This window comes from Waltera acetigignens (assembly GCF_025567015.1).
GTDB classification, from domain to species: domain Bacteria; phylum Bacillota; class Clostridia; order Lachnospirales; family Lachnospiraceae; genus Acetatifactor; species Acetatifactor acetigignens.
In genome coordinates this window covers 545,602-572,367 of the sequence record NZ_JAOQJO010000001.1, presented here as the reverse complement: position 1 = coordinate 572,367, position 26,766 = coordinate 545,602, and the positions used below count along the sequence as shown (strand labels likewise).

26 protein-coding genes are annotated in these 26,766 nt (G+C 45.8%); 24 read left to right on the top strand and 2 right to left on the bottom strand.

Features of this window, described 5'->3' with window-relative positions; genetic code table 11:
- Positions 1–12 precede the first annotated feature (12 nt).
- From OCV96_RS02625 to OCV96_RS02590, 8 genes are all read left to right on the top strand, one after another.
- Positions 13–729, top strand: coding sequence for a DUF6033 family protein (locus OCV96_RS02625; protein ID WP_227734018.1), 717 nt, complete (start codon positions 13–15; stop codon positions 727–729).
- Positions 730–820: 91 nt separating this feature from the next.
- The gene (locus OCV96_RS02620) at positions 821–1,312 is read left to right on the top strand and encodes a hypothetical protein (protein WP_178016151.1); all 492 of its coding nucleotides are present in this window, start codon (positions 821–823) and stop codon (positions 1,310–1,312) included.
- Between the two features lie 192 nt (positions 1,313–1,504).
- Positions 1,505–1,843, top strand: a complete 339-nt coding sequence (locus OCV96_RS02615; RefSeq protein ID WP_262593412.1) for a helix-turn-helix domain-containing protein — start codon at positions 1,505–1,507, stop codon at positions 1,841–1,843.
- A gap of 46 nt (positions 1,844–1,889) precedes the next feature.
- The gene (locus tag OCV96_RS02610) at positions 1,890–2,600 is read left to right on the top strand and encodes a LytR/AlgR family response regulator transcription factor (protein WP_178016149.1); all 711 of its coding nucleotides are present in this window, start codon (positions 1,890–1,892) and stop codon (positions 2,598–2,600) included.
- Positions 2,597–3,946, top strand: a complete 1,350-nt coding sequence (locus tag OCV96_RS02605) for a sensor histidine kinase (RefSeq protein ID WP_227064748.1) — start codon at positions 2,597–2,599, stop codon at positions 3,944–3,946. The genes OCV96_RS02610 and OCV96_RS02605 overlap by 4 nt, the downstream gene beginning before the upstream one ends.
- Positions 3,947–4,025: 79 nt before the next feature.
- Positions 4,026–4,736, top strand: coding sequence for a LytR/AlgR family response regulator transcription factor (locus OCV96_RS02600; protein WP_243028800.1), 711 nt, complete (start codon positions 4,026–4,028; stop codon positions 4,734–4,736).
- 163 nt (positions 4,737–4,899) lie between these two features.
- Positions 4,900–5,580: a hypothetical protein gene (locus tag OCV96_RS02595; protein WP_148445787.1), complete on the top strand. Its 681-nt coding sequence runs from the start codon at positions 4,900–4,902 to the stop codon at positions 5,578–5,580.
- A 210-nt stretch (positions 5,581–5,790) separates the two neighbouring features.
- Positions 5,791–6,720 (top strand): AEC family transporter, encoded by a 930-nt coding sequence (locus tag OCV96_RS02590; RefSeq protein WP_262593409.1) that lies wholly within the window; start codon positions 5,791–5,793, stop codon positions 6,718–6,720.
- Between the two features lie 90 nt (positions 6,721–6,810).
- Here the strand turns inward: OCV96_RS02590 and OCV96_RS02585 are convergent, their stop codons facing one another.
- A complete protein-coding gene (locus OCV96_RS02585) occupies positions 6,811–7,098 on the bottom strand; it encodes a hypothetical protein (RefSeq protein WP_262593408.1) in 288 nt (95 codons plus the stop codon).
- Positions 7,099–7,228: 130 nt separating this feature from the next.
- Between OCV96_RS02585 and OCV96_RS02580 the strand changes: the two genes are divergently transcribed.
- From OCV96_RS02580 to OCV96_RS02570, 3 genes are all read left to right on the top strand, one after another.
- A complete protein-coding gene (locus tag OCV96_RS02580) occupies positions 7,229–9,679 on the top strand; it encodes a pectinesterase (protein ID WP_262593407.1) in 2,451 nt (816 codons plus the stop codon).
- A 506-nt stretch (positions 9,680–10,185) separates the two neighbouring features.
- A complete protein-coding gene (locus OCV96_RS02575) occupies positions 10,186–11,847 on the top strand; it encodes a methyl-accepting chemotaxis protein (protein ID WP_262593406.1) in 1,662 nt (553 codons plus the stop codon).
- Positions 11,848–11,948: 101 nt separating this feature from the next.
- Positions 11,949–13,190, top strand: coding sequence for a C40 family peptidase (locus OCV96_RS02570; RefSeq protein ID WP_262593405.1), 1,242 nt, complete (start codon positions 11,949–11,951; stop codon positions 13,188–13,190).
- Here the strand turns inward: OCV96_RS02570 and OCV96_RS02565 are convergent.
- A complete protein-coding gene (locus OCV96_RS02565; RefSeq protein ID WP_118537350.1) occupies positions 13,180–14,499 on the bottom strand; it encodes a CapA family protein in 1,320 nt (439 codons plus the stop codon). The two genes, OCV96_RS02570 and OCV96_RS02565, sit on opposite strands and share 11 nt — an antisense overlap.
- A 224-nt stretch (positions 14,500–14,723) precedes the next feature.
- On the opposite strand from OCV96_RS02565, the gene OCV96_RS02560 reads away from it, so the two are divergent.
- From OCV96_RS02560 to hisS, 13 genes are all read left to right on the top strand, one after another.
- A complete protein-coding gene (locus OCV96_RS02560; protein ID WP_262593404.1) occupies positions 14,724–15,614 on the top strand; it encodes a transporter substrate-binding domain-containing protein in 891 nt (296 codons plus the stop codon).
- A gap of 166 nt (positions 15,615–15,780) precedes the next feature.
- Positions 15,781–16,440, top strand: a complete 660-nt coding sequence (locus OCV96_RS02555; RefSeq protein WP_118502638.1) for an amino acid ABC transporter permease — start codon at positions 15,781–15,783, stop codon at positions 16,438–16,440.
- Positions 16,421–17,095 (top strand): amino acid ABC transporter permease, encoded by a 675-nt coding sequence (locus OCV96_RS02550; RefSeq protein WP_022313276.1) that lies wholly within the window; start codon positions 16,421–16,423, stop codon positions 17,093–17,095. Before OCV96_RS02555 ends, OCV96_RS02550 begins: the two co-directional genes overlap by 20 nt.
- Before the next feature lie 38 nt (positions 17,096–17,133).
- Positions 17,134–17,901: an amino acid ABC transporter ATP-binding protein gene (locus OCV96_RS02545; protein WP_022313277.1), complete on the top strand. Its 768-nt coding sequence runs from the start codon at positions 17,134–17,136 to the stop codon at positions 17,899–17,901.
- Between the two features lie 131 nt (positions 17,902–18,032).
- Positions 18,033–20,258 carry a hypothetical protein gene (locus OCV96_RS02540; protein WP_262593403.1) on the top strand — a complete coding sequence of 742 codons (2,226 nt, stop codon included), beginning with the start codon at positions 18,033–18,035 and terminating at the stop codon, positions 20,256–20,258.
- Complete coding sequence (locus tag OCV96_RS02535) at positions 20,255–21,367, top strand: hypothetical protein (protein ID WP_262593402.1); 1,113 nt, start codon at positions 20,255–20,257, stop codon at positions 21,365–21,367. The genes OCV96_RS02540 and OCV96_RS02535 overlap by 4 nt, the downstream gene beginning before the upstream one ends.
- A 3-nt stretch (positions 21,368–21,370) precedes the next feature.
- Entirely contained in the window at positions 21,371–22,261 is an 891-nt protein-coding gene (locus tag OCV96_RS02530) for a hypothetical protein (protein WP_262593401.1), read from the top strand.
- Position 22,262: 1 nt separating this feature from the next.
- Positions 22,263–22,847 (top strand): chromate transporter, encoded by a 585-nt coding sequence (locus tag OCV96_RS02525; protein WP_118537345.1) that lies wholly within the window; start codon positions 22,263–22,265, stop codon positions 22,845–22,847.
- The gene (locus OCV96_RS02520; RefSeq protein WP_262593400.1) at positions 22,844–23,413 is read left to right on the top strand and encodes a chromate transporter; all 570 of its coding nucleotides are present in this window, start codon (positions 22,844–22,846) and stop codon (positions 23,411–23,413) included. Before OCV96_RS02525 ends, OCV96_RS02520 begins: the two co-directional genes overlap by 4 nt.
- Before the next feature lie 200 nt (positions 23,414–23,613).
- Positions 23,614–24,837 (top strand): serine/threonine transporter SstT, encoded by a 1,224-nt coding sequence (gene sstT / locus OCV96_RS02515; protein ID WP_118502689.1) that lies wholly within the window; start codon positions 23,614–23,616, stop codon positions 24,835–24,837.
- 222 nt (positions 24,838–25,059) lie between these two features.
- Positions 25,060–25,209 carry a hypothetical protein gene (locus OCV96_RS02510; protein ID WP_262593399.1) on the top strand — a complete coding sequence of 50 codons (150 nt, stop codon included), beginning with the start codon at positions 25,060–25,062 and terminating at the stop codon, positions 25,207–25,209.
- Positions 25,210–25,228: 19 nt separating this feature from the next.
- Complete coding sequence (locus OCV96_RS02505) at positions 25,229–25,453, top strand: hypothetical protein (RefSeq protein ID WP_022313285.1); 225 nt, start codon at positions 25,229–25,231, stop codon at positions 25,451–25,453.
- Between the two features lie 172 nt (positions 25,454–25,625).
- Positions 25,626–26,766: histidine--tRNA ligase (gene hisS, locus OCV96_RS02500; protein ID WP_262593398.1), on the top strand; the 1,141-nt coding region annotated here is incomplete at its 3' end.

Below are 26,766 nucleotides of genomic sequence, written 5' to 3'. Positions count from 1 at the left end.
GAGGACACGGATATGTCAATGACAGGTATAAGCAATTCATATAACAATTATGTGACACAAAACACAAATGATACCACTAAAAAGAATGTGGCAAAGAGCAATTCAAGACAAGTGGAATTTAAGGAATTCAACAGTGAGATTAAAGAGCCAAAACTTTCAACTGTGGCAAAAAATGTTTTAGATGAAATTAGGAAAACCTATGGGGATATGGACATCATGGTATATGAGGATGGGAAAGATGCAAAGGAGCTGCTTTCCCGCAGTACAAAAGAGTTTACAGTTATGTTTTCCGCAGAAGAATTAGAGAAAATGGCTTCTGGTGAGAAATACAAAAAACAGCAAATTAATGGAATTCAAGGTGCGGTCCGTATGTCAGAAGCAATCAATGAGAAATATGGATATGAGCGAGCCTTTGGAAAGCAGAATAATGATGTTGCTATTTCTAAAATTGCCATTTCGTTCAATGAAGATGGTTCTACTACAATGTTTGCTGAATTGGAGAAAATGTCAAAACAGCAGAGAGATCATATAGAAGCGGCAAGGGAGAAAAGGGCAGAGGAAAAGAAATCTGTAGAGAAAAAAGCGGCACAGAAGGAACAGGAGCCGGTAAAAAGGACAATCGTTTCTGCTTCCTCTATGGATGAGCTTATAGCCAAAATCAATGAAGTTGACTGGAACAAAGTAAAAGAAGAAAGTAATATTGGAAGCCGATTTGATTTTTCAGTATAAGAAATAAAGCGAATAAATCTATTGTTTCAAAGGAATAAAGGCTTAAAAAGAAAAGGATTTCAAATAAAGGAGGACACGGATATGTCGATGAATGTTAGTAGCAATTATAATCCGGCAAGTGTTGGAGGACAGTATTTTAGGAATGGGAACGATAAAAAACAGTTGGATGCAATTAAGCAATCCGGAAAATAAGATTCATGAAGAAGTGGTCAAGGTGGAAATATCCAGTGAAGGGTTGAAAGCCTTAAAGGATGAAGAAAAGATTGCATTTTTACAAGAATCTTTGCAGACGGCGGGAAGTCTACATCGAATAGAGCAGGGAAGTGACATTAGATTAAAATACGGTTATGTCAGTGCAGGCGAACTTATGAAAGAAAAAGCACCGGAGGAATATGAAAAATATTCATTTCTGTTGACAAAAGGATTTGAAAGGAATGATGAAAATATTCTTTTGGATGCAACAAGATATATGCTAGATTGGCAGAGCGAATTTGAAAAAGATGCACCTATTTTTCAAAACTATCAGAAGTTTCGTGATGATTGGGATGCGATACTAAAATCATATGGCTTTGTCAAAAGATAGAGAATGTTTTAATAAAGTAAATCTAGTGGTTATTATGTAAAGAAGTTAAGAAGGCGAGTAATGAACGATTTGTTCATTGCTCCCTTTGCATATACAGGATTAAGTTGCAAAACAACTAATTGCAAGTTGTGTAGCAAAGTGTTACAGGGTGTTTTGCGTTGTTATGATTAGCATGAAAGCGAGGTGCTGATCATGACAGAAGAACAGAAGTTAATAAATGTACAGATTGGAAAAAGGCTGCAGACCGTCAGAGAGAACATGGGATATACACAGGAGGCATTTGCAGAAGTGCTGAGTGTGGATGCAGGACATTATCAGAAGCTGGAGAGGGGACTATACGGATTAAGCACAGATAAGCTGTTGACACTGTATGAGAGATACCGGATTGCCCCGACCTATCTGATTACCGGAGAGAAGAACCAGACTTTTGATGTGGAACTGTTTCTTGCGAACTGCGACAGGGAAGAAAGAAACCGATTCATCGAAAGAATGCTTGCCTACATGGGACAACTGATGCTCCAGCCGAAGTAAACCACATTCCTGCCTGTACAAAGATGTATAGGGAGGGATTTACATTATGAGGATTGCTGTTTGTGATGACAATCCAAAAGAATTGGAGAGAATAAAGGGGTGTTTCTGCCGTATACAGGGGTATGACCTTGTATGCAGTTATTTTGATTCGACTTCCACTGTTATGGAGATACTGAAAACAGAGAACAGTCCGTATGATTTATACATCCTTGACATTGAGATGCCGGGAATGAATGGACTGAAACTTGCAAAAAGTATCAGGGAAAAAGACAGCAGGGCGTTGTTTGTGTTCCTGACCAGCTACACCAGATACATGAAGGATGTATTTGATGTAGTGACCTTTGATTTTATTGAAAAACCCATATCGGATGAAAAGCTGCTGCAGATATTGGAGAGGGCAGCCACCTATCTGAATATTACAAGTCAACATTTTTCTTTTGGTTACAGAGCCAGTCGATACAGCCTGAAATATGACCGGATTCTCTACATTGAGAAGAAAGGCCGACAGGCACTCATTCACACTTTTGAAGATGTATATAAGACAAACATGACCTTGGAGGAAATCTGGAAACAGTTAAATCCCAAGTCCTTTGTGCATATCCACAGCTCGTATATCATCAATCTGTATAACCTTGACCGGAAGGACAACGAGATTGCCATTATGCGAAACGGGGAGAAACTGCATATTACAAAGGGATACAGACGGGAGCTTGCCATGCGGCATTATGAATTTGTACAGGGAGGGATGTGCGGATGATGCTGTATGGAGTCCGGTTCCTTCTAAACTTATTTGAAATGCTGATTTACCGCAGGTTTTTAGAGGCTTATATCGGGAACAGGAGAACGGGGCTGGAGCTGTCTGTGCTGATTATGGGTATCTGTGCAGGCATCAGCAGCTTTGTCAACTCCCTGGGCAATCCTGTGTGTAATCTGTTAAATACAGTAATGATATTGTGGCTGTTCAGCCTACAGTACCGGGCAGCAGGTCGTTCCCGGATTTTTGCCGTACTAATTTATGTTGGAATTAATTTTGTGACAGAACCCATAGGGTATGTACTACATATGGCAGTGGTAGGAGTTTGGGGGAGAGATGAAATGGTCAGTTACTTTCTGTTGGCGTTTATCTTGGAAATGCTTCGGCTTACGGTGGTAGAAATTTTCTGCCGGAAAAAGACAGGAAAGAAGCTGTCTTTTTCTATGCTTCCGCGCACGGTGGCAGGATTGTTCTGCTGCATCCCGTTTACAAGCATTGTCTGCTGTATTCTGTTGATAGAGATTGCCAAACGCTCCATCAGTGGGGAACTGGTAGTTTTATGTCTGGCGGTTATATTTACCATTTTTATCTGCAATTATCTGGTGTTTCTCATGATGGAGAAGTATACAGAAGTAATAGAAAAGAGACGGGAAGAGGAAATGGACCGACAGAAAGCAGCTTATAAGGAAGAGTATTATCGGGAACTGGAAGTATATGTGGACAAGATCAATGCCGTCCGACATGATATGAAGAATCAATTGCTGGCGGTGTATGATACCACAGAAGAACAGGGCAGTTCCGGAGCTAGAAGGATGATAGAAGGAATGTTACAGGATATTAGAACAGCGGATGAAGAAGTGTACTCCAGCAATCCGGTGCTGAATTCCATTTTAAAGGTCAAGGCAGGAAAGGCTAGACAGCATGACATAGAGATCGGGATAGAAACCTTTGTACCGAAAAAGATATTGGTGGCAGACGGAGATATGGGTATCCTGTTCGGAAATCTCTTTGATAATGCCATAGAAGCCTGTGACAAAATGGAACAGGGCAAAAAATATATTCATTTTCAGTTGAAATATCAGAGTGGCAATCTTCTGCTGCATATGAAAAATAGTAAGAGGGCAGGAAATAATGCCAAGCTTCAGACGGAAAAAACAGATACCAGAAAGCATGGAAGAGGACTTCGCTCTGTGAAGCGGACCGCAGAGAAATACGGAGGAAGCCTCTTTTTAGAGGATAAAGGGGACTTATTTGAAACCAAGTTAATGCTGACCGGAATCGCAGAGCTTTTGGGATGCTATATACCCGCTGATTTTTTCGTTACACAAAAATCGCATTTCGTTACATAGGATTGAATTTCAAAGGAAAAGTGGCGATATAAAAAAGGAAATGTTTGAATGGAATAAGATCCGGGGGAGTAGAAGACGAATGCTGAAAATAGCAATATGTGACGATGAACAGCCCATAAGAGAATACCTGAAAAGGCTGGTAAAGAAATGTACGGAGGGGGAAATCCGACTGTTTGCCGACGGCGGAGAACTGTTGGCGGATCCGACGGCGTTTGACCTGATCCTGTTAGATATTTCCCTGAACCGGGAGCAGAATGCGGCGGAACCGGACGGCATGGAGACGGCCAGAAAGATCCGGGAAAGGTCGGATGCACTGATTATCTTCGTGACGGCCTTACGTGAATATGTGTTTGAAGGCTATGATGTGGGGGCGTTTCATTATCTTTTGAAGCCTATCGATGAGCAGAAGTTCACAGAAGTCATGGACAGGGCAATCTGCCAGATCCGGAGTAAAAAGAATGTTGAACCGCTGGTTATAAAAGTAGGCGGCAACTATGTCAGGATTCCTGTGGATGATATCCTCTATGCCGAGAACCAGGCCAGAAAAATTATGCTGCACACCAAGTCAAAGAAGGAGCCCTACTGTTTTTATGAAAAAATGGAAGTGCTGGAGCAGAAGCTGGGAGATCGCTTTTTCCGCTCCCATCGGGGATTTCTTGTGAATCTGCAGGAGGTGGCCCGGTATGACAACAGCAACATAGAATTGAAAAACGGTGAGAGCGTATTTTTAGCAAAACAGAAATACAATGACTTTGTCACCGCATACATGAAGTATCTGAGAAAAGTGTAAGCGGTGATGCTTCAGAAAGGAATCAGCGGGTGATGGGCCTGCTGATTTTTTGATGTTTCGTTACATGAAAAGATCGGTTCGTTACAAGACATATTAAGGGTGAAAGAAAAGCGGCGATATAGAAGACAGAGAGAAAAAATTGCAGATCAAAGGAGGTCGCAAAATGAGGATCACAACCCAAATGCTGGCAAATTCCGCAGCAAAAAGCGGGATTCCCATTCAGAGAACGTCGCTCTTGGACATTATCAATAACAAGTCATCCCAGAACCTGCTGGGAACCATCGGGAAGAGCATGAACACCACAAGTACCGGTGCCACGGACATTCTGAGGAAAAATAATTATGCAAAGCTGGAGGATCTGTCGGAGAAGTTGAGCCAATCTGCGTCAAAGCTTGCAGGCAGCGATAAGGATTCCATCTACGACAAGGCAAAAGAGAGCGGAGACACCACGGACATCCTGAGTGATGTGAACAAAATGGTGGAAGCGTACAATGCTACCATGAAGCAGCTTAAGACCACCGGCGGAATCATGAATGAATTTTACCAGCAACAGTTAAAAAACATTCCAGCGGGCAGTAAAGAATCACTGGAAAGTATAGGAATCAGTCAGGCAAAGGACGGAAGCCTGATCGTGGACGAGAAAGTATTCCGGAATGCGGATGCGGATACCTTACAGAAGGTACTGGGAGGAGAGAATGGCATCGCCCCCAAAATAGGATTTCTCGGTGAGCACATCAATAAGAATGCTTCCGAAAATGTGGTCAGCGCATCCAACCGGTATGGTTCCAATGGGGCAACCTATATGGAAGCTTTTGAGGCTAACAAGTATAATTTCTTTGGGTAAGATTGTGTTGTAAAAAAGGCATTGTATTTCAAAAAAATTGAGATACAGTGCCTTTTTGCATATCTGAAATGGAGACCGAATTCTGGCATTAACATTTCTACATCAATTCTAAAACATTTCTACAAAACTTCCGGGATACATAATATACAGGATAGGAAAATCGAAGTATAATAAATAAAAAGTATAGGATACCTCGGAAAGGGATAACAAATGAGAATATTAGAAATTATATTGCCGGTACTTGTCATGCTGGTTCTCGGTATGGCATGCAGAAAATTAAAGTTACTTACCAAAAGCGGAATAGATAATATGAAACTGCTGGTAACCAATATCATGCTTCCGGTGGCAATCTTTCATGCACTGGCCACAGCGGATTACAGTGTGAAGACCTGGAAACTGGTGGGGATTATGTTCGTTATGCTGGTGGTATCTTTCGGAGTAGGATTTCTGTTGAAGCCGCTTATGAACGGAGAATACCGCAAGTACCTGCCGTTTATGGTCAGTGTATATGAGGGTGGCCTCATGGCGTATCCTTTGTATACCAGTCTGTGCGGGCAGGAAAATCTCTCACAGATCGCAGTACTGGATATTGCAGGACTTTTGTTTGGATTCAGCATCTATATGGGGATGCTGGGACAGGTGGAAAACGGAGAGAAGATCAATGCAAAGAAACTATGTATGAGTGCATTCCACACACCGGCATTTATTGCAAGTGTGCTTGGAATCCTGGCAGGACTGTCCGAGGTGGTGATTTGCCTGATCGACAGTCCCTTCGGCGGTGCATATCTGGCGGTGGAAGGGATCCTTACCACATCCGTGACAGCAATCATCCTGATCGTTGTGGGATATAGCATGGAACTGACAAAGGAACTGATCCGGCCATGCCTGAAGACAATCCTGATGAGAGTTCTGCTACAGACACTTATGGCAATTGGAGTGCTGTGGGCAGTGCATTTGTGGATAGGAGATAACATGCTGTTGAATCTTGCCATCATTTCCTATATGTCGGCGCCGGCCACTTTCAGCATGCAGACTTTTCTGAAAAAGGAAGAGGGCAGTGCCTATGTATCAACAACCAATTCTATGTACTGTATGGTGTCGATTCTGGTATATATCATTCTGGCAGCAGTGGTTTATTAGAAGTGTGAAAAAGGCAAGCAGGATAATTATATATATCCCTAAAAGCAGGATTTGAGAATATCTGCAAATTCTTCGATATAATATTCGGAATTATCTTTTTCCCAGAAGGCACAATATGTTTTTTTGACAGGAACCTGGTTCCTTACAAGCGGTATCCTGCTGTCCGGTCTGGTTGATGACAAGAATGCAGGGGGTATTTTTTAAATCTTCGGTTTCCAGGGAACTTAATTTACTGAGTGGATTTTTGGAGGAAAGTTCAATATAAATTTTACTTTCTGCCAGCACTTCATTATTATACGCATCCGAAAAATCTCTTCTCTGGTTGTTGATGGCAAGATCAACAGCGTCATTTTTCCATAGCATGATACAATTCTTCATGACTTCCCACCATAATTTTTACTTCTATGGTAGGATATTAATAACTTAATCTCTTGATAAATAAGTGGTCGTTTACTATAGTAAAAAGTAATCGGTCACTTATTTTATTCTGAGGAAGGGAAAAACATTTATGATAAAACCTAACCCCGATTCCTGTCATCTCCTGCTGGACAGCAGGCTTGCGAACGAGGAAGTACAGAAAAATCCATACACTTACAATAACATCAGAGAAGTCCTGTCGGATGGAGCACTAAACGCAGCAACTGTGGAACACCCGGTGACGGTCTACATTGCTCCCGGCATCTATTGGCTGGAGGATCCGCAGTCGGAGGCGGTGATCGTAAGGGAGGATCCGAAGGATCTTTACCCTTACGGATGCAAGGTAAACTGCGCAAATCTGAAATTGGTGGGGCTGTCGGAGAACCCGGAGGATGTGGTGATTGCCGCCAATCGGGGGAACGACCATGGAGCGAAGGGGAATTATACTCTGTTCCATTTTTCCGGGGAACAATTGGAGATGGAAAACCTGACTCTGGGGAATTATTGCTGTGTGGATCTGGATTATGCATTGGATCCTGCGCAGTCTGTGAAAAAGAGGACAGAAGCCATTACGCAGGCACAGCTGGCGGATACGAATGCCGATAAGTTCCATGCGAAGAATTGCCGGTTTGTCAGTCGTCTGAACCTGTATCCCGTATGTGGTGCGGGCAGAAGCCTGTATGAACATTGTCATTTTGAACAGACGGACGATGCTCTGAATGGAAATGCAGTGTACCTGGACTGTGAGTTTGATTTTTACAGCGGAATGCCGATCTATCAGGCTTCCGGTACGGGAGCGGTATTCTTAAACTGTACATTTCATTGTAAATATCCACAGGATGGGGAGACTCACGCACAGTATTTTACAAAAGTCGGAGGACAGATCGCACTGATCGACAGCAACTTCGCAGGTCTGCCGGACACCAAAGTTGCGGTCTTGTGGACGAAATATCCTTCCGTAGCATTGAAGTGCTATCAGGCGAATGTGACATATCCGGAAAGCCGGTTTACGCCTCCGGAGGTTGCAGATTCCCATACGGTGGACATTGACGAAAAGATGCTGGCAGAGGCCTACTATATCCGTAAGGATGGAGAAACGATCTACAATGTCTATAATCTGCTGGGCGGGAAAGACGACTGGGACCCGTTGGGGAACGGAGAAGTGATCCGCTTTGCCGGAAAAACAGATATTCCTACACAGCTTCTGCTGGAGTCAGAGGCTTTTGAACTGGAAGCAGGCGGATCTTCCATAAATATAAAGGGAAAATGCCTGACCTTTGATGGGCGTGAGAGGAAGTGTGAGATACATTTTAAAATAGAAGGAGACAGTGCAGACTCCATAGAAATACAGCGTGTGTCGGAGGGGAGCTGTCTGCTGCAACTGAAAGACAGTAATATAGACCATGAGACGGAAGTAGTACTCACGGCGCAGACCAAAGAGGGATTGCAGACCGGTGCGTATGTCAGAATTCATCCCCGGAAAGTGGCGGCACCAAGGCTTACGGGCAATCCGGTGATCTGTCTTGAAGGCAAAATGCTGCGGCTGTCTTATGATTTTACGGAAGCGGAGAATGACTGCTCGGATATTATCTGGTATCGAAGCAGAAACATTCGGGGAGAGGACAAAATCGTGACGGCGATCTCCCAACCGGATCAGCCGGAGAAAGTTTATGCCCTCACCGGAGATGATGTGGGATATTATATTTTCGCACAGATAAGACCCAGAACGAATCGCAGCGAATACGGGGAAGCAGTGCAGTGCTTTTATGAAAAAGCTATTTCGCCGGAAGATGTGGAAACAGACAGGATCTGGACAGATTTTCATAACCTTCCTCTTTACAGCCATACCGGAAACGAAAAAGGTGTATGGAATTTTGATGCGAAGCGTCCGGCGGATACCTGTGATTTTGAAAAGTGGGACCGGGAAAAGACGCAGGTCTCCTGGCACTACGGTGCAACAGGGGACGGCAGTAAGGGCGAAGGGCTCTATCAGGGAATGCAGGGGGCCAGGATCCGCTATACGCCGACCACGGCACCGGAGATGGGAACGGAAACCAAACGGAATATGGAAGTCCTGTTGGAAGCCGATCCGGCAAAGTCTGCCGGACAGGGTTTTGGCAGCGCCGGACAGTATCTGGATGTCTGCATCAAGACGGACACGGACACTCTGGACGGTTATGGACTTCGGATCATCCGTACGGCGGCCCATTCCGATGCGGTATCCATGTATCTGATACAGTATGTGCGTGGACAGGCGCAGTGCATTTCCCGCGAGGTCGTGACAAACTGCTTTGTAACGGGATGCAGAATTTGGGTGCGGTATGAGAACGGAATATTATCGGCAAAAGCATGGACGGTTACGGAACCTACGGTGGTACAGCAGGAAAGGGGCTATGCCCGGGGAGTGGAGCTTACGGCAGAAGTAGGCAGAAGAGAAAATGCCGAAAACACCGGACTACTGATCTGGCACACCGGATCGTTGGGAACGGAGAACTGGAGAAATACCACGATGTTACATGGCGTAAGCATTCTTTATTTTTAAAAATTCCAGACAAAATGTGGTGAGAAAACACAGGAGGAAGGGCGGTAGGATTACCGGAGCTGCTTTTCAGGCGCATTCGGATGTGGATACTGTAGTGAAATATAAGGAGACTGCAATTAAAGCTGGAAAGATGTCTGGAAATTTTTCTGGAAAAAGTTAAAATTTCCCGTTTCAAAGTGTAAGTATTTGATGTAAAATTAACCCCAGGAAGTCCTCTTTCTTTTTGTTTAGTATGGTTTTGTTGTGGTGACTTAATTTTACATCAAAAAGGAATAGGATTCCTTATATTTTGGGCACTTTTTGAAAGTTGTTTATAATAGTATCTGAAAAAACAGGCAGTTGTGGATAAAACTGCGGAAACTCAAGAATGTCGAAGTGTTGTGGATCCTGATAAAATATGCTATGATATTTTTCAATTAGATCAACTTGCGGATATTTCATCATGCCCGTACGGGGATGGGTAACAGCAGGAAAAAGTTTTTTCAGAAAACGAGGAGGGTGCTGAAATGAAGAAGAAAATGGGGTATTTGCAGGTGATTTTAATGATCGGCTGCATTCCGATGCTTGCAACGATGGTTGCTCTGACTGTATATGCATCGGGCAAAATGAAAGATGAACTGGTCGACAGTACCTATCTGCGGCTGAAAGCATGTGCTACATCAGTGGAGCAGTATTTCACATGGGATATCCGTGAGGATATTCTGGAAAAGGATGATATCAGTTATCAGTTTATAGATTCTTTGCAGGATGAGCATATTGAACAGACGCTTTTTATGGAGGATGAGAGATTTATTACTTCCATTGTGGATCAGGATGGGAACAGGGCAGAAGGAACCAAGGCTGATCCACAGATATGGGAGACGGTCAGAGCCGGTAACGATTATGAAACTGATGGAGTAGAGATTCAGGGAGAAGAATATTATGTCTATTATATGCCGGTATGTTCCGATGACGGAGAGATTCTGGGAATGGCTTTTGCCGGAGAACGGGAGAGCATAGTTCAGGATGCAATATCCGACATGTTAAGAAGTCTGGTTCTGCGCTCAGTATGTCTGAATGTTCTTTTTATTGCTGTCATGGTTTATCTGTCATTCAAAATACGAAAACCATTACTGACGACCGCAGAATATATTGACCAAATTGCCAATGGTAATCTGTCAGGCAATCTTGAAGTGAAATCTGTGATCCGTGAAGTGACCACTCTGATCCGGGCATCTGTCAGCATGAGGGATAAATTGAACAGTATTGTCACCGAGGTGGATGGACATGCTGCACAATTGGATAGCAGCATGGAATTATTAAATACATTGGCATCTGCAAGCAGTAAGGGAACCAACCAGATCAGACAGGCCGTGGACGAGCTGGCTGCAACCGCTGCATCACTGGCAGAGAATGTACAGACTGTTAATTCCAGGATGTTGGAGATGGGGGACAATGTTAATGCGATCCATTCGGAGACAGTAACATTGAATGAGAATTCCAATAAAATGGATCGTGCCAATCGTAATGCTTCAGAATCCATGAATCTGGTGCTGGAAAGCTCGCATACCTCTTCGGACATTATTACTGAGATGATCGTACAGGTAAAGGCAACCAATGAGGCCATTGCATCCATTAGTAAAGCAGTGGAACTGATTTCTGATATTACCGCACAGACGAATCTATTGTCATTGAATGCTTCCATTGAAGCAGCGAGGGCAGGACAGGCAGGCAAAGGCTTCGCTGTGGTCGCTACAGAGATCAAACAGCTCGCCGAACAGAGCAGCCAGAGTGCGGATACGATCAAGAAAATTGCTGATGATATTCTCGAAAAATCTAATAAATCTGTAGAGTTAACTGAACGGATGCGTGCACTGGCAGAAAAAGAGCAGGCAGACATCGGAGGTGCCAAGAATGGTTTTGATGCTCTGAGCCAGATTATTGAGGCTAATGTTACGACAGCTGGAATTATTGCGGAAAAAACGAAGAATCTGGAGGAATTGAAACAGACTATTATAAATAGTATAACAGAACTGAGTGCGATCAGTGAAGAGAATGCAGCCAGCAACGAGGAAGTAACGGCAAACGTATCTGATATCGCAGAAGCAGTTAACAAAATTTCGGACGATACAGGAACAATTAAAAAGGCATCCACGGATCTGGAAGAGTTGATGCAGTATTTTAAGTAGTTTGAGATATTTGGAGATATTCGTGGACGGGTGCTGCTTTATGTGCTATTATACAGAATGTCATCAGAAAACAGTAATTGTAGGAAGTAACAGGGATTATAATGAAAAAAAGAATGTTCATGGCACTGGCGGTAGCTCTCACCGGAGTCAGTATGGTGGTGGCAGCAGGAAACGGAGAACTAAAAATACAGAGTGAAGCCTCGATACAGAAAGTACATGCGGCAGAAATACATCAGATCGGTGTCGAGCCGATCCCGGCTACCGGACAGATTACCATAGAGGATCTGCTGGCGGTACAGGGTGGCGAGACGGAGGATCCCAGAGCACTGGAAGGGGTGTCAGATCCGGAGGATGTCCCGGTAGACGAAGCTTCCGTAGAGGATACGACCGCAGATGAATATGCGTCGTTAGCGATCGCCAATGTGACGAATTACGTCAATGTCCGGACAGAACCGAACACGGACAGTGCCGTAGTGGGCAAAATCTATGACGGAGCGGTGGCACAGATCCTGGATGTGGCAGGAGAGGATCAGGACTGGTTCCGGATCATCTCCGGTAATGTGGAGGGTTATATCAAGGCAGAGTTTTTCATCTATGGAGATGCAGCAGCTGAGGTTGTAGACAATTATGTGACCAGATATGCTGTGGTTATCGCAGACCGTCTGAATGTGAGACAGGATCCTGCCACAGATGCAAAAAGAATTGGTTACATTGACAATGGAGAAAAGGTAAAAATTCTGGAGAATGACGGAGACTGGCTGAAGGTACAGTACACCGACAGCAAGGAAGGCTATGTCTCTGCGGAATATGTTACGATCTCGGAAGAATTTATCTATGCGAAGACAATAGAAGAGGAACAGGCGGAAATTGCCGCGCAGAAGGCATTGCAGGCAAGAGAACAGACTGCCGAGCAGGATGCCCCGGAGGTGATCACGAACATCACACTTCCCACTACAACTTATACCTCAAATGCGGAGCTCAGACAGGGAATCATTGATTATGCCATGCAGTATCTGGGCAACCGGTATGTACACGGAGGTTCCAGTCTGTCAGGAGGTACAGATTGTTCCGGATTCACCTGCTTTATCTATGCGGAGTTCGGCTATTCTATCAGCCGTACACCGGGAGGACAGTATTCCGGTGCCGGACGCAGTATCAGTTCTGAAGAACTTCAGCCAGGAGATATTGTATGTTATAGTTCCAATGGAGGGAAGAGCTGTACCCATGTAGGACTGTATATCGGTGACGGACAGATCATCCATTCCGCCAATTCACGGAAAGGTGTCATTATCAGTGCTGTGGACTACAGTCCCATCATCGGTATGAGAAACGTTATTGATTAATAGAATCGGTTTTGAAATTATGGAGCGCCTGATCTTTGGTGAGTACGAAATCACCGAGGATCTCGTCGCTCCATTTTTGCAGGTCTTCCAGATGAAGGACCACACCGGCATAATTGCGGATGCCGTGGGAGGCCGCCAGCTCTTCGGTATATTCTTCCAGCAGATAGACATTTTCAAACCGTACCGGTCCGGAGGTGTACTGACAGACCAGCGGGATCACACCGGTGGTCTTCCGCTCGATGGAGACACCGTCCTCTGCAACGTGAAAAGTCAGCCAGGCCATACCCTCTAACATGCTGAGAGCATTTTTCTGGGTGGACACATAATTGCCCAGCGAATAATAGCACAGAGACTCATTGCCGTTTTCTGCGGTGATCCATTCCACAGGCTCTACCACATGGGGATGGGTTCCGATAATGACATCGGCACCGGCTTCTGTCATCTCCAGTGCCCATTTTTCCTGATAGCTTGAGATTTTGGAGGAATACTCAGTCCCCCAGTGAGGACAGACGATGACGATGTCTGCCAGTTCTTTTGCCCGGGAGATATCCTCTAAGACCTGCGGGTTCAGCGTGGTGAAGTCCATCTGTCCGTTTTTCTCATTTACGGCACACAGAAGATTCAGATGCCCCAGCAGATCTAAGGGGAGTGTCTCGGTATTGGCACCGTAGGTATAATTTAAGATGGCGAAAGTGACATCATCGATGGTAAGTAACGGAATGTCATCTGCCTGTGAAGCGTCTTCGTGAATACCGGTTACCAGTACCTCCGGGTGCTTGTTTTTCCAGAAATCCGCACAGTACAACAGGCCGTCCAGCTTCTGATCCGCGGTATGATTGGATGCCTGCAGAACCACGTTGAATCCGGCATCCGCAATCGCATCCCCAACTTCGGTAGGAGAATTAAAATAGGGAAAACCGGAAAATCCCCGGGAATTGCCGCCCATGACAGTTTCCTGATTGATGATCCGGATGTCTGCCGCGTTTAAGAAGGGTGAAATCCCCTGAAACAGCATGGAGAAATCATAAGTTCCGTCCTCCTGTTTTCCACTGGCCACGATTCCCAGATGCATCAGGTTGTCCCCGACAGCCATGAGCGTAATGTCATGCTCCGGGAAGGGAGTGGGGGTCGGCTCCGGAGTAGGGACGGGAACCGGTGTGGCAGAAGGCGGTGCAGGGGTCTGTGGAACGACAACAACATCGCTGCCTGCAGCAGTTTCTTCCAGAAAGTAATAGCCGCCCATGCTCGCCAGTAACAGTAACGGAACGAGAACCAACAGCAGATAGAAACGTGAAATCGGTTTTTTCATATATTATTCTTTTGTTCTCCTTTATTATCTCTTACGGAATTCCGGTTACAAGGTCTGTTTACAATCAAAAGTAACAATAGTATTATAGCATTGATTTTATCTTTTCGCAAAAAGTAAAAACAAATTACTGTTTTCCTATTGACATAGTATGAAATAGGAGATATAATCCTACCCATAAGTTGATTCGATACTTAAATGAGACATCGAAGAGGAGGAAAAGGATTATGAAGAAGTTTGAGTGGAAGAGCGTTTTGGCACTGGCATTAACAGGAGCATTGGCACTGGGGCTGACCGCATGCGGCAGCAGCGATAACGGCGCAGCAGCTACCGGCAGCAACGGTGCTGGAAGCAAGGCTGTATACCGCACTCTTGATGAGATCAAGGAAAGCGGTACCATCAATATCGGTGTATTTTCCGATAAGAATCCGTTTGGTTATGTGGATGAGAACGGCGAGTATCAGGGATATGATGTATATTATGCAAGAAGACTCGGTGAGGATCTGGGTGTCGATGTGAACTTCGTATCTACCGAGGCGGCCAACCGTATCGAGTATCTGCAGACCGGTAAGGTAGACGTGATCCTGGCTAACTTCACCGTAACTCCCGAGAGAGCAGAGGAAGTTGATTTCGCTGTTCCTTATATGAATGTAGCACTTGGCGTAGTATCCAAGGATGACAATGTAATCACCACTCTGGATAACTGGAATGCAGATGATTCTATTATTGTGATCTCCGGAACCACCGCAGAGACCTATCTGATTGCTAATTATCCGGACATTCCTTTACAGAAGTTCGATTCCTATGCAACCGCTAAGGAAGCTTTTGAAAACGGTACTTCCGTAGCATGGGCAAACGACAACACTGAGGTCATCGCATTTGCTCTGCAGAATGAAGGCTATACCGTAGGTATTCCTTCCCTGGGCAGCGCTGATACCATCGCTCCCGCAGTATCTAAGGGCAATACTACTCTGCTTGACTGGATCAACGATGAGATCACAAGCCTTGGTGAAGAGAATTTCTTCCATGCAGATTACGAGGCAACTCTGGCAGATACCTATGGTCTGGATTACGAGGACAGCCTGGTAGTAGAAGGCGGCAAGGTAACCGCACAATAAGTACGGATCGGAATAGAATGATAGAGAGGGGACTGCGGGGCACGTATGTTGCCGCCGCAGTCTTTTCTTGCATCTGGCTACTTCTTTTGTTATAATCTAAAAAATTGTGTGTAACTATTCTGAATAGTTACGATTGTTGAAAAGCTTCCTGAAAGGAAAGAAATACATGAACTGGGAATTTATAGGAAAATATCTGCCTATGTATGAAAAGGCAGCGTTGCTCACCGTGAAGATCGGTGTCATCGGAATCCTGTTTGCGATTCTGCTGGGACTGGTATGTGCGGCGATACAATATTATAAAGTACCAGTGCTTCGGTGGATCGTAGCGGTCTACGTGGAGCTGAGCCGTAATACACCGCTTCTGGTACAGCTGTTTTTTATTTATTACGGATTTCCGAAGATTGGGATCCGGATGTCAGCAGAGGTCTGCGGTGTGGTAGGACTGGCATTTTTAGGTGGCAGTTATATGGCGGAGGCATTCCGCAGCGGTCTGGAGGCCGTGGAACCGATCCAGAATGAAAGTGCCATCAGCCTGGGAATGAACTCCGGACAGGTACTAAGATATGTGATCCTGCCCCAGGCCATGTCTACCAGTATCCCGGCATTTGTGGCGAATATTATTTTCCTGTTGAAGGAGACCAGTGTATTCAGTGCCATCAGTCTGATGGATCTGATGTTTACGGCAAAGGATCTGATCGGCCTGTATTATAAGACTACCGAGAGCCTTTTCCTTCTGGTGGTATTTTATCTGTTGATCCTGCTGCCGGTATCGATCGTGGGATCTCTGGTGGAGAGGAGGATGCGTTATGCCGGATTTGGGGATTGATGTATTATTCAAAGGCACGAACATGCTCCGTCTGCTGCAGGGATTATGGGTAGCCATGAAGATCAGTATCGTATCTATTCTGATCAGTATGCCGTTAGGTATTCTGGTGGGAGCGTTGATGACGGTGAAGAACCGGTTCGTCAAAGCTATCTTCCGGGTCTATCTGGAATTCATCCGTATCATGCCGCAGCTGGTGCTTTTATTTATCGTATATTTCGGATCTACCAGAGCACTGGGCTGGAATCTGTCCGGAGAGGTGGCATCCGTCATCGTCTTCGTCCTGTGGGGCACCGCAGAGATGGGAGATCTGGTGCGTGGAGCGCTGATCAGTATTCCGAAGCATCAGTACGAAAGCAGTGAAGCACTGGGATTCAGTAAAATACAGACGTATCTGTATATCATTATTCCGCAGACTGTGCGGAGACTGATTCCGCTGTCCATCAACCTGATCACCCGTATGATCAAGACCACCAGCCTGGTGCTCATGATCGGCGTGGTGGAAATGCTGAAGGTGGCACAGCAGATCATTGAGGCCAATCGTATGAGCAGTCCCAATGCTGCGTTCGGAGTATTCCTTGTGGTATTTGTTCTGTATTTCTTCGCCTGCTGGCCCTTCAGTGTTCTGGCCAGAGTGCTGGAGAAAAAGTGGAATTAGAAATGGAAACGGAGTCGGAATGAGAATGGAGTGAAAACATGGCAGAGACATTGTTGAAGATAGAAAATCTGACAAAAGAATATGAAGGCCAGAAGATCCTGGACGGCATCAATCTGGAAGTAAAACAGGGAGATGTTCTGGTAGTGGTAGGTCCCAGCGGCTGTGGTAAGAGTACGCTGCTTCGGTGTATTAATGCACTGGAACCTATTCAGGGCGGTACGATAAAGCTGCAGGGCATGGATATCCGCAAGGGCAGTAAAAATATCACCACCCTGCGTCAGAAGATCGGTATGGTATTCCAGAGCTATGAACTGTTCCCGCATCTGACGGTACTGGACAATATTACGCTGGCACCGGTCAAGGTACAGAAGCGCGATAAGGCAGAGGCACAGAAGGAGGCCATGGAGCTTCTGGCGCGCGTGGGACTGGCAGATAAGGCAAAGAGTTATCCCAGACAGTTGTCCGGTGGACAGAAGCAGCGTGTAGCCATCGTCCGGGCATTGTGCATGCATCCGGAGATCCTGCTGTTCGATGAAGTGACTGCGGCACTGGATCCGGAGATGGTAAGAGAAGTGCTGGATGTTATGCTGGATCTGGCAAAACAGGGCAAGACCATGCTCATTGTCACCCATGAGATGCAGTTTGCAAAGGCGGTAGCGGACAAAGTTATTTTCATCGACCAGGGTAAGATCGTGGAGGAGGCCGCTCCCGATAAATTTTTCGAACATCCGGAGACAGAGAGAGCAAAACAGTTCCTGAATGTATTCACCTTCGAACATGTGGAACATCATACAAAACAGGCATAGGAATCGCATAAATACAGGAAAAAGATAATGAAGAGAGTGTTCATTATCTTTTTTTTGTGCTATACTCATTATGGATTTTTGCGTTTTATTTCAAATGATTTGCAATATGTGACCAAAGGAGAATGGGAAAGGTGAAGAAAAAACCTTATATCAGATATGTGATTCTGGGGATTCTGGCTACATTGATGGTGGGGTGTATCATCCGTATTGCCATGCCTAACCGGGAATGGAACTATACCGGAAGCTATACTTTTGCGGAAGGGGAATCTTATGCAGAAGAGCCGGTATTTGAGCATATTTCGCTGGGGACAGGAGTATACCGGGTGGAGCTGTCCTACGAATGCACCGGGGATGCCATCGCGGTCTGCACTGTGAAAGACGGCACTGTGTATCAGGGAGGCCTGTTGTGCAACGGCGAGCATCTGTACAGTGCACTGGGGCATACTTCCTATGATTTCTGGCTTTATGAGCCCACAGAAGAACTGACGGTGACAATCGATTATTCCGGACAGGAAAAGCTGACCACCGGGAATCTGCGGATCGTGGAGACGAATCTTCTGTGGACAAGATATCTTGTGATCCTTGCGGCAGTAGCACTGTTGGTTCTTGCAACCATGTGGCTGGAGCGTCGGGAGGTGGTAAAAGGCAGAAATGAGCAGAGACGTCAGATCCTGTTTGGAATCGGTGTGATCGCCTTTTTTGCCTCCATCCCCTATTTTTATGACGGCATGGTGTCCGGAGCGGATCTGACCTATCATTTGCACCGTATTGAAGGTGTAAAGGATGGACTTCTGACCGGACAGTTCCCGGTACGGCTGGAACCCAGATGGGTATTTGACCACGGATACGCCAATGGTATTTTCTATTGTAATCTGTTATTGTATTTTCCGGCACTTCTGCGCATGGCAGGCTTTACGATGACGGAAAGCTATGCTTTCTATTGCATAGGACTTAATATTGCAACAGCTGCGATTGCCTGGTACTGCTTTAACGGAATCTTCGGAGACCGGATCATAGGCCTGGTCTGCAGCGCATTGTATACTTTATCCATATTTAGATTTTTTAAACTGGTAATGGTAGGAGCTGTAGGAGAGGGAAGCGCCTATACGTTTCTGCCGCTGGTGGTATACGGAATTTATCTTGTCTTTGAAAAAGATGTGAAAGACAGAGAGTTTCATAAAAGCTGGATCATTTTGGGACTGGGATATGCCGGATTGATCCAGACCCATGTACTGACCTGTGAGATTACGGCATTGTTCACAGTGCTGTTCTGTCTGATTTATATCCGCAGAGTATTTACATGGCCAAGATTCCGGCAGCTTGCGAGTGGAGCATTTTTTTCGCTGGGATTAAGCCTGTGGTATCTGGTACCGTTTGTTGACTATTATTTGACACAGGATGTCAGGATACGCCATGCATCGGCGAGAACTATCCAGGACAGAGGAACCATTTTTGCGCAAATATTACAGCAGTTCTGGTTCAGTAGAATTCCGGAATCCATGGAAGGCAAGGCAGGGGATTTACTGAATCCTATCGGGGTAGGATTGTTTCTGGTAATAGGAATGATGATTTTCTGGCTGCTGTTATTTTTGGGAGATTTGCAAAAACAAAAAGAGGCTGAGAAGAGCTTTGCGATAAAGGCAGCAGGATTCGGATGCCTTGCATTATGGATGTCCACAAATTCCTTTCCCTGGGATAACATTCAGAAAATTTCCGGCATTGCAGCGACATTGGTGAGCAGTCTGCAGTTCCCCAATCGTTTTCTGGGATGGGGTACGGTTCTGTTGGTGACGGTAACGGGATATGTGATTCGATATTTTCAGAACAACCGGAAAATCTTCTATCAGATGAGTCTGATCACGGCAGTAGTGTCTTTGTCTGCATCCTATCTGTTTATGATGGATTCGGGAGTACAGGAGAGGGACGTTACATTATATAATCAGGAAAGTATGGGATTTGGTTACATCTCCGGAGAAGAGTATCTGATCTATGGAACGGACAGCACAAAGCTGACTTTTGCAAGACCGGAAGTCAATGAGAATATTCAGATCGCAGACTATGAAAAGAGCGGTTTAAATATAAGCTTTTTCTGCAGGAATGATTCGGCCCGGGAGGAAATAGTAACACTTCCGGTTCTCATGTATAAGGGATATGCAGCCAGGGATGACAAAGGAGAAGTATTGGAGATCACAGACGACGGTGGACATATTTTGCAAGTGTGCATTCCGGGTGGATATGCCGGAACAGTCAGAGTGCGTTTTGTGGAACCGTGGTATTGGAGAACGGCGGAACTGGTTACTTTGATCACAGCAGCGGGTATTGTGTTTTTCGGGATTCGGAAGAGGAGACAGAGATGAAAAAGAAATGGATTTTATTAGCGGAAGGGCTTCTCTTAGCGGTTCTGTTCGTGCTGTCTTTTGGGGGATCGGATATTGTATTTGAGGCAGATCCTCAGCAATTGTATCGGGTGGAAGAAACAGGGGGAATCGTCAGCAAAGATTTTGCATTGAACCCGGGAGTATATCGCATCATAGTAGAGTCGGATATTGCAAATGGCGGAATCGGAAGCGGAATGGAGATCAGTCTGGAAGCGGAGGAGACCACTTTTCGTGCGATCAGGGGCAACCGGGCAACTTTGCCTGCAGATACGGAGCATAAAAGGATTACCTATTATGTGGCAGATACGGTTGATGCAGCACATCTGCAGATACAGCCATTTTCGGAGGGAGGAAATGTTTCCTATGAGTTGAAAGTAGAGAAGACAACCGCCGGAAGAAGGATTCTTTTTGTAATAGTGCTGGTTCTTTTTGCCTGTCTGGATGGAATTGCGATATTCCGCAGAAAAGTATTGTGTAAAGAAGTGAGCGGACAGAAAAAATGGATCAACTGTGCAATGGTGGGAATCTGGATGATAGCCTGTATCCCATTGCTGGTGGATTATCTTGTTCTGGGGACTGACAGTGTACAGTGCCTGAGAGAAACAGAGTATATGCTTCAGGGAGAATGGGGAAGGATTCCGGCAGCCCATTTACTATATTTATGGATTCCGGCAGGAATGCGGTGGATTGGATTTCCGGTCGCAACATCTTATAAGATCATGATAGCATTTTTATCCGGAGCTGCACTTGCATTGCTTTATTTCCTGTTTTCCAAATGGGGAAGGGATGCGCGACTGGTGTTGGCGGCAGCAGCTTTTGGTATATGGAATCCTCTGGCGGTGAAGACCTTATATGTAATGGGAAATCCCGGAAAGTTTGTTGTCTGTGTGTTGGGATATGCAGTACTGGGCAGTGTGGTATGGATACTTCTTCAAAAAAGAAAAAGCCAGAACAAAATTTCCCCTTGGATCGTGTTTGCGGTACTGTTAATACTTGTTTTACAGGTGGTATATTATGAAAATACCATTATACTGCAATCGGATGTTCAGTACTGGTACAATGAAGAACCTTTCATGACAGGAGAATAACAGATGGAAAGTACTTTTATCATATTGACCCAGATTATTACCTTTGGAACCGCATGGAGTATGTTCCATTGCGTTTTAAAGAGAAAAAAGAAAGACTGGTTTTCACTGGTGGGGGCATTAGGGTATCTGTTGCTGCCTTATCATGTATATGTGGTAACGGAAAGTGTGGATCGGTCACAGATTCTGATATGGATGGTGGTGCCGATCCTGGCAGCGTCTCTGGTAAAAATGTCGGATACGGAGAAAATGTTCTGGAAGACAGGCTACGGATTGACCGCAGTACTGGCCCTGGGGATTATCGGAAGACTGGATGGCGTAGCCGCGTTGACGCTTTTGTTCCTGATCTGCGTGGGTGGTATCTGCCGGAGACAATGGCAATATCCGGTGATCGGAATTCTGGGAGTTGCCATGGCATACCCCACCTATATGACGTGGAAACACTGGCTGTTCGACGGGTCCTTTGCGGAGAGCGGATTGGAATATACCAGCATCATGGAGCAGGGATACAGTATCGGCGGTCTGTTCAGTACTTATTTTTATAGGAACGGACACCCCGGAATGGGAATTCTGTTGCTTGGCTGTCTGTTGTTTTTGCTCTATCAAAGCTTTGTAAAAGGAAAAAAGATATGCGCCAAAAATGATCATATCTGGCTGGGAGCGGCGGCATTGCTCACTGTAATGTCTCTGCGGTATTTCCCGTGGGATTTTGTACAGAGAATGGGAAGCTGGGCACTGGGGCTGGTAACGCTGATCGGGACTCCGGCGGTGTTTTTCGGTTACGCCCAGATACTGTTGTGTGTGTGGAGCATTGAAAAATGCGGTGCAGTTTTACAGTTGACAGACAGAACAGCAAGGATGCGGGAAGGCACTGTCAAAAAGAATGGAGGAAAGTAGCATGGAAAGTAGGGAAGAAAAAGAATCCCAGGGAAAAATATTGTGGAAAATATTCCTGTCCACACTGTATCTGAGTGCATTCACGTTCGGGGGCGGTTATGTCATCGTTACGCTGATGAAGAAGAAATTCGTGGATGAATACCATTGGATCGGAGAAGACGAAATGCTGGATCTGGTGGCCATCGCCCAGTCTTCGCCCGGCGCAATCGCAGTCAACGGAGCCATCGTGGTGGGGTACAAGCTGGCCGGGATCCCGGGGGCACTGGTGGCAATCCTTGGAACGATCCTGCCGCCCTTTGTGATTATAGCGGCAATATCTGTCTGCTACAATGTGTTCCGCAGTAACTTCTTCGTGGCGCAGATGCTGTCTGGGATGCAGGCAGGAGTGGGAGCGGTGATCGCTTCCGTGACGTATGATATGGGTGCACCTATCGTAAAAGAAAAAGATCCTATGTCACTTGTCATTATGCTGGGAGCTTTTTTGGCAGCATGTATTCTGGAGATCAATGTGGTCTACATTGTGATCGTCTGCGGACTGATTGGTTTGGTCCGGACACTTCTTTCCAAAAGGAGGTCTGGAAAATGATCTATCTGCAATTATTTTTAAGTTTTCTGCAAATAGGAATGTTCAGCTTCGGCGGCGGTTATGCGGCCATGCCTCTGATCCAGGGACAAGTAGTCACGACTCACGGATGGCTGACCATGTCGGAATTCACGGATCTGATCACGATATCACAGATAACACCGGGCCCCATTGCAGTGAATTCCGCCACCTTCGTGGGACTGAAGATTGCCGGGATTCCCGGAGCTGTGGTGGCAACGGTCGGGTGTATTCTGCCGTCCTGCATTATTGTGACGATCCTGGCAAGACTATACCTGAAGTATCGTAATCTGGATCTGTTGCAGGGAGTATTAAAGTCTCTGCGTCCGGCAGTGGTGGCCATGATCGCATCAGCAGGGATCCTGATCCTGAAAAATGCGTTCTGGGGAAGCGGAGGGACGATTTCCCTGACGGGTACGGAGTGGAGCATGGTGGTGATCTTCGGAATCTGTGTGTTGCTGCTTCGGAAAACGAAACTGAATCCCATCTGGGTCATGGTACTGGCGGGTGTCATGAAGGTGGGAATCTCCGCAATGACAAATGTTTTGTAATGTAATAGGAAAATGAGGAAAGCGGATCTGCTTTTTGCGGATCCGTTTTTTTCTGCTCTAAAAATCGAAAAACAAATAGCCTCAAAATGTCCGCAGGGAAAATACACTTGTCTCTATATGAGAAATACTATATAATAGCACATAGTGTGTACAATGAAGTACATGTATACATCAGAAAAAAGGGAAAGAAGAGTGTAAGTATGAAAAAACTATTTGAAAAGTGGAACAGCATCAGCCTGATCCTGCGTATCGTATGTGGTCTGGTCATTGGTGTGATCCTGGGACTGGTCGTGCCGCAGGCAACCGGTATTGCCATTCTGGGAGATGTTTTTGTAGGTGCCCTGAAGGCCATTGCGCCTTTGTTGGTATTCTTCCTGCTGATCAGTGCCTTGTGTCATGCAGGGAAGAGCCATGGCGGCATCATTAAGACCGTTATTATTATGTACATGTTCAGTACCTTTCTGGCAGCGCTGGTAGCCGTGATCGCCAGCCGGTTATTCCCCGTGACACTGACACTGGCAGACGCAGCCACCGATATGGCAGCGCCGGACGGTATCGTGGAAGTACTGAAGACTCTGTTAATGAATATGGTAGCCAATCCGGTATCCTCTCTGTTAAATGCCAACTATATTGGTGTTCTGACCTGGGGTGTGATCATCGGTGTCGGTATGAGAGCAGCCAATGATACCACCAAGAAAGTACTGGATGACATTTCCAACGGTCTGTCCCAGGTAGTCAGCTGGATCATCAGTATGGCTCCCTTCGGAATCTTAGGTCTGGTATTCAGCTCCATTTCTTCCAACGGACTGGAGATATTCTCCGAATACGGAAAACTTCTGTTAGTACTGGTAGGTTCCATGCTGTTTATCTACTTTGTGACCAACCCGATCATCGTGTTCTGGTGTATCCGCAAGAACCCGTACCCGCTGATCTTCAAGTGCCTGAAGAAGAGTGCCATTACTGCGTTCTTCACCAGAAGCTCCGCAGCCAATATTCCTGTGAATATGAAGGCCTGTGAAGAGTGGGGAATGGATAAGGATACCTATTCCGTAACCATCCCGCTGGGAGCTACCATTAACATGGACGGTGCAGCCATCACCATTACCGTAATGACACTGGCAGCGGCAAATACTCTGGGGATTCACGTAGACTTCTTAAGCGGTATCGTGCTGAGTATTCTGGCAACCCTGGCAGCCTGCGGTGCATCCGGCGTGGCAGGAGGATCCCTGTTACTGATCCCTATGGCATGTTCGTTGTTTGGAATCTCCAACGACATTGCCATGCAGATCGTAGGTGTCGGCTTCATCATCGGTGTCATCCAGGATTCTGTGGAGACCGCACTGAATTCTTCCTCCGACCTGTTACTGTCCGCATCCGCAGAGTTCAGACAGTGGAGACTGGAAGGCAAAGAGATCAAATATTAAAAAATAGTCTGAAAATCATAACAGGCAGTCAGAAAGCTGTTATCCGATCGTGGGTAGCAGCTTTTCTGCAACTAAAAACTTTGGCGATTTGACGCGGTGATTTCTTGACATATTGTATGAGAAAAAGTACAATTAAGACAAAAGTACTCTACGGTACGCAAAACAAAATAAGGATAAAAGGGATGGTGCACTATGGGGAAAACGATCAAAAGGTAAATTACGATGCAGGCGGAACCGGCGGATGCGGTGGCCGGAGTGAATAAGAACCTTCAGGAGATCACCTATTCCAGTGAAAATATGTCTACAGAGACCAAGGGCGTATTACAGAGCATCGGCAAACTTCAGCAGAATATGCGGCAGTTCCGTGTCTGAGTAAGTTTGGAGGGAAATTATGTGGCAGCCACAGGAAGACAATACGTATAATGATCTGCGGGAAAACTCCATCAGACAATGGCTGGAGGATATGAGCAGACATGAAGATGTAGCGGTCCGCGGAGGCGTGAAAGTCACCGCGGAATATCTGGAGGATCTGAAGAAGCAGATCCGTCAGTTAGAGGAAAAATGTGCATTGAAAGATGCCTATTTGAAGAAGATGAAAGAGAAGGCGGGACAGTGAGAGATCACTGTCCTGTTTTTCTATAGAAAAATGCTTGAATTTCTGGCAGAAGCGGGGCCCGGGAGGGTTGACAGTTATCGGGAAAAAAAGTATCATATATAAGATATTGAGCTAAAATTGCGGGAAAGGCAATTTGCAGATATAAAATATACGAGCGGAAGGGTAGAAAACCATGGCACTTAGCAAGAAGCCTACAACGGGCATGAAAGATATCCTGCCGGAGGAGATGCAGATCCGTGATTACGTGATCAGCGTCATCAAGGACACCTACGGCAAATTCGGTTTTACTTCCATTGAGACTCCCTGTGTGGAAAATATTGCGAACTTAAGCAGTAAGCAGGGCGGTGACAATGAGAAGCTGATCTTCAAAATCTTAAAGCGCGGTGAGAAACTGAATGTAGCAGCTGCGACCACCGAGGAAGAGGTAGTCGACAGTGGGCTGCGTTACGATCTGACGGTACCGCTGGTACGTTATTATTCCAATAATGCGGCATCCCTGCCTTCTCCTTTTAAGGCATTGCAGATGGGCAATGTATGGAGAGCGGACAGACCTCAGAGAGGAAGATATCGTCAGTTTATGCAGTGTGATATCGATATTTTGGGAGAACCTTCGAATCTGGCGGAGATCGAACTGATCCTTGCAACGACCACCACATTGGGTAAGCTGGGATTCAAGAATTTCCAGATCCGTATCAATGAGCGCCGTATCCTGAAGGCAATGGCTGCTTATAGCGGATTCCCCGAAGAGTCCTATGACAGCGTATTTATCACTCTGGACAAGATGGACAAGATCGGTCTGGAAGGCGTGGAAGCTGAGCTTTTGGAGAACGGTTTTGATAAGACATGTGTAGACAAGTATCTGGAACTGTTCAAGGGTCTGGAGAGTGCAGAGGATGGTGTGGCTTATCTGGCGGATACCCTGGAAGGATTCTTAGAGCCCGAGATCGCCCAGAGCCTCAGAGAGATCATGGACAGCGTCAAAGCCACCAAGGCTTCTGATTTCGAGATTGTCTTCGATGCCACTCTGGTAAGAGGTATGTCCTATTACACCGGAACTATTTTTGAGATCGCCATGCCGGAATTCGGCGGCAGCTGCGGCGGTGGTGGACGTTATGACAAGATGGTAGGCAAGTTCACCGGCAATGATGTACCCGCCTGTGGATTTTCCATCGGTTTCGAGCGTATCATCATGCTGCTCATGGAGAGAGGATTCAAAGTTCCTACGAGACCGAAGCAGGTAGCATACCTGATCGAAAAGGGCGTCAGTGGTGAAAGACTGTGTGAAGTGATCGCACAGGCCCAGGAAGCCCGTA

What these genes read in the sequence shown, in the direction of transcription:
- OCV96_RS02555 (WP_118502638.1), top strand. Translation starts at nt 15,781, where the DNA reads ATGAACTGGGAATTTATAGGAAAATATCTGCCTATGTATGAAAAGGCA.
- OCV96_RS02525 (WP_118537345.1), top strand. Translation starts at nt 22,263, where the DNA reads ATGGAAAGTAGGGAAGAAAAAGAATCCCAGGGAAAAATATTGTGGAAA.
- OCV96_RS02510 (WP_262593399.1), top strand. Translation starts at nt 25,060, where the DNA reads ATGCAGGCGGAACCGGCGGATGCGGTGGCCGGAGTGAATAAGAACCTT.
- OCV96_RS02590 (WP_262593409.1), top strand. Translation starts at nt 5,791, where the DNA reads ATGAGAATATTAGAAATTATATTGCCGGTACTTGTCATGCTGGTTCTC.
- OCV96_RS02560 (WP_262593404.1), top strand. Translation starts at nt 14,724, where the DNA reads ATGAAGAAGTTTGAGTGGAAGAGCGTTTTGGCACTGGCATTAACAGGA.
- OCV96_RS02550 (WP_022313276.1), top strand. Translation starts at nt 16,421, where the DNA reads ATGCCGGATTTGGGGATTGATGTATTATTCAAAGGCACGAACATGCTC.
- OCV96_RS02585 (WP_262593408.1), bottom strand. Translation starts at nt 7,098, where the DNA reads ATGAAGAATTGTATCATGCTATGGAAAAATGACGCTGTTGATCTTGCC.
- OCV96_RS02530 (WP_262593401.1), top strand. Translation starts at nt 21,371, where the DNA reads ATGGAAAGTACTTTTATCATATTGACCCAGATTATTACCTTTGGAACC.
- OCV96_RS02535 (WP_262593402.1), top strand. Translation starts at nt 20,255, where the DNA reads ATGAAAAAGAAATGGATTTTATTAGCGGAAGGGCTTCTCTTAGCGGTT.
- OCV96_RS02505 (WP_022313285.1), top strand. Translation starts at nt 25,229, where the DNA reads ATGTGGCAGCCACAGGAAGACAATACGTATAATGATCTGCGGGAAAAC.
- OCV96_RS02520 (WP_262593400.1), top strand. Translation starts at nt 22,844, where the DNA reads ATGATCTATCTGCAATTATTTTTAAGTTTTCTGCAAATAGGAATGTTC.
- OCV96_RS02600 (WP_243028800.1), top strand. Translation starts at nt 4,026, where the DNA reads ATGCTGAAAATAGCAATATGTGACGATGAACAGCCCATAAGAGAATAC.
- OCV96_RS02565 (WP_118537350.1), bottom strand. Translation starts at nt 14,499, where the DNA reads ATGAAAAAACCGATTTCACGTTTCTATCTGCTGTTGGTTCTCGTTCCG.
- OCV96_RS02570 (WP_262593405.1), top strand. Translation starts at nt 11,949, where the DNA reads ATGAAAAAAAGAATGTTCATGGCACTGGCGGTAGCTCTCACCGGAGTC.
- OCV96_RS02615 (WP_262593412.1), top strand. Translation starts at nt 1,505, where the DNA reads ATGACAGAAGAACAGAAGTTAATAAATGTACAGATTGGAAAAAGGCTG.
- OCV96_RS02605 (WP_227064748.1), top strand. Translation starts at nt 2,597, where the DNA reads ATGATGCTGTATGGAGTCCGGTTCCTTCTAAACTTATTTGAAATGCTG.
- OCV96_RS02580 (WP_262593407.1), top strand. Translation starts at nt 7,229, where the DNA reads ATGATAAAACCTAACCCCGATTCCTGTCATCTCCTGCTGGACAGCAGG.
- sstT (WP_118502689.1), top strand. Translation starts at nt 23,614, where the DNA reads ATGAAAAAACTATTTGAAAAGTGGAACAGCATCAGCCTGATCCTGCGT.
- OCV96_RS02620 (WP_178016151.1), top strand. Translation starts at nt 821, where the DNA reads ATGTTAGTAGCAATTATAATCCGGCAAGTGTTGGAGGACAGTATTTTA.
- OCV96_RS02625 (WP_227734018.1), top strand. Translation starts at nt 13, where the DNA reads ATGTCAATGACAGGTATAAGCAATTCATATAACAATTATGTGACACAA.
- OCV96_RS02610 (WP_178016149.1), top strand. Translation starts at nt 1,890, where the DNA reads ATGAGGATTGCTGTTTGTGATGACAATCCAAAAGAATTGGAGAGAATA.
- OCV96_RS02595 (WP_148445787.1), top strand. Translation starts at nt 4,900, where the DNA reads ATGAGGATCACAACCCAAATGCTGGCAAATTCCGCAGCAAAAAGCGGG.
- OCV96_RS02545 (WP_022313277.1), top strand. Translation starts at nt 17,134, where the DNA reads ATGGCAGAGACATTGTTGAAGATAGAAAATCTGACAAAAGAATATGAA.
- OCV96_RS02575 (WP_262593406.1), top strand. Translation starts at nt 10,186, where the DNA reads ATGAAGAAGAAAATGGGGTATTTGCAGGTGATTTTAATGATCGGCTGC.